Annotated in this window: 4 protein-coding genes and 1 rRNA gene; all 5 read right to left on the bottom strand. The window is 39.6% G+C overall.

The genetic code is table 11. The features are described 5' to 3' along the window. Positions 1-65, bottom strand: a 16S ribosomal RNA gene (locus ACQKL5_RS17860); the annotation flags it as partial. 309 nt (positions 66-374) lie between these two features. Next, positions 375-1,370 (bottom strand): HD-GYP domain-containing protein, encoded by a 996-nt coding sequence (locus ACQKL5_RS17855; RefSeq protein ID WP_427610233.1) that lies wholly within the window; start codon positions 1,368-1,370, stop codon positions 375-377. 113 nt (positions 1,371-1,483) lie between these two features. Beyond that, positions 1,484-1,657, bottom strand: coding sequence for a hypothetical protein (locus ACQKL5_RS17850; protein WP_427610232.1), 174 nt, complete (start codon positions 1,655-1,657; stop codon positions 1,484-1,486). 47 nt (positions 1,658-1,704) lie between these two features. After that, the gene (gene gyrA, locus ACQKL5_RS17845) at positions 1,705-4,260 is read right to left on the bottom strand and encodes a DNA gyrase subunit A (RefSeq protein ID WP_427610231.1); all 2,556 of its coding nucleotides are present in this window, start codon (positions 4,258-4,260) and stop codon (positions 1,705-1,707) included. A 96-nt stretch (positions 4,261-4,356) separates the two neighbouring features. Next, positions 4,357-6,282 carry a DNA gyrase subunit B gene (gene gyrB, locus ACQKL5_RS17840; RefSeq protein ID WP_427610240.1) on the bottom strand — a complete coding sequence of 642 codons (1,926 nt, stop codon included), beginning with the start codon at positions 6,280-6,282 and terminating at the stop codon, positions 4,357-4,359. Positions 6,283-6,328: the final 46 nt, after the last annotated feature.

Genomic DNA, 6,328 nt, shown 5'->3' with positions numbered 1-6,328 from the left:
TCGACTTGCATGTATTAGGCACGCCGCCAGCGTTCGTCCTGAGCCAGGATCAAACTCTCCGAAGAAATGTTTGACTTGCTCATTTTGCTTTTTTAATAGTGTGTGCTCACTCAAAATTTACGTTGGCGCTTTGTTTTGTTCAGTTTTCAAAGAGCAATAAGCATTCGCTGTGAAGCGACTTTAATAATATATCAAATATATTATTTTTTATCAACAACTTTTTTTATCTCGCTGTCGACTTAATTAGTATATCTATTATAGCTAACAATTGCAAGTGTTATTTCAAAATAAAAATAAAACTCTACTTCTTACACTAGATTTAAGTTTAATCAAAAAGAAGCTTACCCAATTAATGTAGTAAGCTTCTAATGAACTTATAAGATTTCTTCTATATATAACTCCCTATTTAACCTTAAATTAATTATTTCCCCACTATCAAGTATTCGAACAAGTGGCCTAGTTATTGAATTTGCATCAATAAACATGATATCAGCCTTTATACCATTGTTCAGTTTGACTTTGCTACCTATAGAAAAACTAGAAAAGCCGGCTAATAGCGCTCGAATAACCGTAATGTCAAATTTCCCGAAATTATCATGCATTATCATTTCTATAACTTTAAACGGCGATTGCTTTTTCCTATAGACTCTTTCTGACGTCATGGCATGAAAGATATCTGCCACTGCTATTATTTTCGAAAATAGGTGCATCGGTTTGGATCTTATCTTTTGGGGATACCCACTTCCATCCAACCTCCCATGATGCTCTAGTACGGCTAACTTCACACTATCCGTAATGATTGAACTATCTTTAATCATTTGGTAACTGATAATAGGGTGATTCTGAATCTCATCATGTTCTTCTAACGTTAAAGTTGTAGCTTTATTGAAAATGCTTGGTGATAGTTTTGCCATGCCAGAGTCCGCTAAACACCCTCCTAGGGCTATTTGATAGACATCCGGTAACTCACATTTCATTTTAAACGCAATGAATGCTCCTATTAAGCCGATTGATATAGCATGATGATACATATAATCCTCTTTAGTACTGTAATGGTGGAGTTTTAGGATGTCATCGGGTTCTTCCAGCGCTTTATCCACTAAAGGGATAAGGAATGAACGAACTAGAGCGACATCTACCTTACTTCCTGCCTGCCAGTTTTTAAAAAGCTGTTTATAGATTTGTACCGTTTTTAAATATTGAGTTATAAAATTTGAGATATCCTCTATGTCATCCAGCTCATTATCGATGATTTCCTTTGGAAGGAATTTTTCACCATCAATCAATGTCTTTTCAACGCTAACCTCTTCTATCAAAAATACCTGTAAGACTTCTATCAATTCTGAATTCAATATTGTTTTTTCATTCATGATAGGACGCCCTGCATTTCCCTTAATATCTTTTGAAAGGATGCAACCTTCTATTAAAAATTTAGTTTTTACCAGCAAAACTGCTCACCTCTGTAACAGTGGTTTAATGTAGTTTATTTTACTAGTAAAATATAGAGTTGACCATCTTTATTTGTGATTAAATACCTATATTTTTTCTTTATTTTAGGATTATATAAGTAATAAGCCATAAAAATCATAACTAATAACCCATAACTTTTTACCCAATCATATACTTTCTTTTCTTTCTCTTTTGCCAAAATTCCCATAAAAAAGGATCCAGCATAATTAGCTAGGATCCTTCTTTGTTTAATTTTTATTCTTCTGAGTCTGTTTCGGGCTCATCCTTCACTACACTTTCAGCATTTTCTACTGAGTCTTCAACAGGAGCACTTTCTTCCGTGCCTTCTACTGCTTCATCAATTTCTTCTTCTTCTTCACGCCCAACAATGGCAACTGTCGAAACATATTCATTATCTGAGGATTCAAGACGGATAAGCTTAACGCCCTGTGTATTACGACCCGTCTTGGAAATTCCTTCAACTTCCATACGGATCAATACGCCAGCAGCCGTAATCAGCATTAAATCCTCTTCTTCTCCTGTCACTGTTTTAACGGCAATAAGTTCACCGTTTTTCTCAGTGACATTACAAGTTTTGATTCCTTTACCGCCCCGGCTTTGGATACGGTATTCCTCAGCGTTTGTTCTTTTTCCATAGCCATTTTTCGTAACGATTAGGACTTCTTCATTCTCTTCCAAGATTTCCATACCAATTACCTCATCGGAAGCTCGTAAGGAAATTCCTTTTACGCCAGCAGCAGTACGACCCATTGTGCGGACATCTGTTTCTGGGAAACGAATCATCATCCCAGCTTTTGTTCCGATGATAATTTGTTTCTCTCCGTTCGTAAGTCGTACGGAAATCAGTTCATCGTCCTCACGAAGGCCTACAGCTATCAAACCATTATTCCGGATATTGGCGAAAGATGAAAGCGGCGTACGCTTGGATATTCCATGTCTGGTTGTAAAGAATAGATACCAATCATCAGCAAATTCCTTTACCGGAATGATTGCATTGACCCATTCACCTTTATCCACTTCTAACAAGTTGATAAGTGGTAGCCCTTTTGCTGTACGTCCATATTCAGGAATTTCATATCCTTTAGTTCGATAGACTTTCCCTTTATTAGTAAAGAATAATAAGGTATCATGCGTCGAAGTTGTTAATAGATGATCAACAAAGTCATCAGCATTCGTACCCATACCCTGTATGCCTCGTCCACCGCGTTTTTGGCTACGATAGGTAGTTGCCGGCAAACGTTTGATATATCCGTTATGGGTCAGTGTCACGATAATATTTTCCTCTGGGATTAAATCTTCGTCTTCTAGGCTCTCAAAGCCTACTAACGTGATTTCAGTTCTCCGTTTATCATTGAAGCGTTCTTTAATTTCAAGAAGCTCTTCACGAATAATTTCAAGAACTTTTTCCTCATTGGCAAGAACCGATTTATATTCTGCGATTAACGCCATTAACGTTTGGTATTCCTCTTCAATTTTTTCCCTTTCCAAACCAGTTAGGCGCTGTAGACGCATATCTAAAATAGCTTGGGCTTGTTTTTCTGAAAGTGAAAATTGCGTCATTAATCCTTCACGAGCTACCTCTGTAGTTTGTGAACCACGGATTAATGTAATGACGGCATCTAAATTATCGAGAGCAACACGTAACCCTTCTAATATGTGGGCACGAGCTTCCGCTTTTCTTAATTCGAATTCCGTTCTGCGCCGAATGACGATTTTTTGATGTTCTAAATAGTGATACAGGCATTCCTTCAAGTTCAGGACTTTAGGTTGTCCATCGACCAAAGCAAGTAGGTTGATTCCAAAGGTCGTCTGCATAGCGGTATGCTTGTATAGATTATTTAAAAGGACATTTGCATTTACGTCCTTCCGAAGTTCCATGACAATACGCATACCGTTACGATCTGATTCGTCCCGAAGATCGGTGATTCCCTCAATTTTCTTATCTCGGGCAAGCTCGGCTATTTTCTCAATCAACCTTGCCTTATTCACTTGATAAGGGATTTCGTTAACGACGATGACTTGCTTACCATTCGATTTCTCTTCAATTTCCACTCTAGCCCTCTGTATGATAGAGCCTTTTCCAGTTTCATAGGCTTTTCTAATGCCACTGCGGCCTAATATCAACCCGGCAGTCGGGAAATCTGGTCCAGGAATGTATTCCATTAGCTCTGGAATCGTGATGTCAGGATTCTTACTTAAAGCCAAGACCCCATCTATAATCTCCCCTAATTGGTGAGGAGGTATATTGGTAGCCATTCCGACGGCTATTCCAGATGAACCATTCACTAAAAGATTAGGGAATCGAGCTGGCATTACCGCAGGTTCTCTCTCTGAACCATCATAGTTATCTTGGTAGTCAACCGTATCTTTGTTTAGATCTCGGAGCAATTCCATGGAAATCTTCGACATTCTCGCTTCTGTATAACGCATAGCCGCCGCTTGGTCACCATCGACCGAACCAAAATTTCCGTGGCCATCAACTAGCATATAACGATAGTTAAAAGGCTGTGCCATCCGGACCATCGTTTCATACACTGCAGAATCACCATGCGGGTGATATTTACCGATTACTTCACCGACAATACGGGCTGATTTTTTAAATGGTTTATCCGAAGTCATTCCCAGATCATTCATTGCATAGAGGATTCTTCGGTGGACCGGTTTCAACCCATCCCTTACATCAGGCAAAGCCCGAGAAACGATAACACTCATCGCATAATCCAAAAATGATGTTCGCATCTCAGTACTTATATTTATTTCCTTTACACCTGATCTTTCAATTTCTGACATGGAGCCAACCTCCTATATAAAGCTTTTACTCTCATTTTTCAAACTGATCGTGCACTATGTAAAAGAACAGGACATACCCTCATCCTGTCGAAAAAATTAAATATCTAGATTTTTTACATAAATCGCATTTTCTTCAATGAAATTACGTCGCGGCTCAACCTTGTCCCCCATCAACATCTCGAAAGTTTCATCTGCCTCGGCAGCGTCTTTCAAACTAACTTGGAGCAACGTTCTTGTATCAGGGCTCATGGTTGTATCCCATAGTTGCTCTGGATTCATTTCCCCCAGCCCTTTATAACGTTGTAAGTTAGGCTTCGGAGTGCTCGGTAGGCTTGCCATGATTTGTTCAAGCTCTCGGTCATTATAGGCATAGTCCACTTTTTTCCCTTGTTGTATCTTGAAAAGAGGTGGCTGGGCGATATAAATATAACCATACTCGATAATTTTTCTCATATAGCGGTAGAAGAATGTCAGCATTAACGTTCTGATATGGGCACCATCTACATCGGCATCGGTCATGATGACAATTTTATGATATCTTGCCTTCTCAATATTAAATTCATCACCGATACCCGTTCCAAGTGCTGTAATAATCGTACCGATTTCCTCGTTATGAAGAATGCGATCCAATCGTGCTTTTTCTACGTTTAGAATTTTACCCCGTAGTGGCAATATTGCTTGGAAGTGACGGTCACGACCTTGTTTAGCAGATCCTCCCGCCGAGTTTCCTTCCACGATATATAGTTCGCTGATGCTTGGATCCTTGGATGAACAATCTGCTAGTTTTCCTGGTAGATTGGAGACTTCCAAGGCACTCTTTCTTCTTGTTAACTCACGAGCTTTCTTGGCAGCCATCCGTGCCCTTGCAGCCATAAGCCCTTTATCTATAATTTTTCTGGCTACGGAAGGATTTTCATATAAGAAAGAATCCAACCTTTCCGAGAGAATGGAATCTGTAACCGTTCTAACCTCGGAATTGCCCAGTTTGGTTTTAGTTTGTCCTTCGAATTGCGGCTCAGGATGCTTAATGGAAATGATGGCCGTTAGACCTTCACGCACATCCTCACCTGAAAAATTGGAGTCCGCTTCTTTTAATAAGCTATTTTTCCGGGCATAATCATTAATCACCCGGGTCAATGCAGTCTTGAAACCTGATTCATGCGTACCACCTTCATACGTATGAATATTATTGGCAAAAGAAAAAACGTTACTGATATAGCTATCGTTGTATTGTAAAGCCAATTCGACAGTAATGCCATCCCGCTCGCCTTCCATGAAGATTGGCTCCTCATGTAGCACTTGTTTTGAACGGTTCAAATGCTCCACATAAGACTTAATGCCGCCTTCATAGTGGAATTCTTTGATTTTTTCTTCTTCTTCACGCTTGTCTTCTATGACCAACTTCAGGCCTTTATTCAAGAATGCTAGCTCACGAATACGGGTGGCTAATGTATCAAAATCATATTCCAAGGATTCCGTGAATATTTCTGGATCTGGTATGAAATGGACCGTTGTACCCGTATGATCGGTTTCGCCAATAACCTTCAGATCTTCTTTAGGTACACCGCGGTTAAATTGCTGATAATGTATTTTTCCATCACGATGAACAAATACTTCTAAAACAGTGGAAAGGGCATTTACGACTGAAGCGCCTACACCATGCAGACCTCCGGAAACCTTATAGCCTCCGCCGCCAAATTTTCCTCCAGCATGAAGGACCGTCATGATGACCTCTACGGCAGGACGTCCCATTTTTTCATGGATGCCTACTGGAATACCTCGACCGTTATCTACAACAGTGATGCTGTTGTCTTTTTCAATCGTGACTCGGATTTCATCACAAAAACCTGCTAGCGCTTCATCAATACTATTATCGACAATTTCCCAAACAAGATGGTGAAGTCCCTTTGCAGACGTTGTACCGATATACATTCCGGGACGCTTACGTACTGCTTCTAAGCCTTCTAAAACCTGTATCTGATTCTCATCGTATGCCTGAGCTTGTACTTCTTTTTGTTCCATTGTCATACGTATCACCTACACTTTTCTTTTGGCATTTATCACTTTT

Origin of the sequence: Peribacillus sp. NPDC097675 (assembly GCF_050277655.1) — a bacterium.
Lineage (GTDB): Bacteria > Bacillota > Bacilli > Bacillales > DSM-1321 > Peribacillus.
Note: the sequence above shows the minus strand (reverse complement) of the source record. Positions and strands in the feature narration are given on the sequence as shown.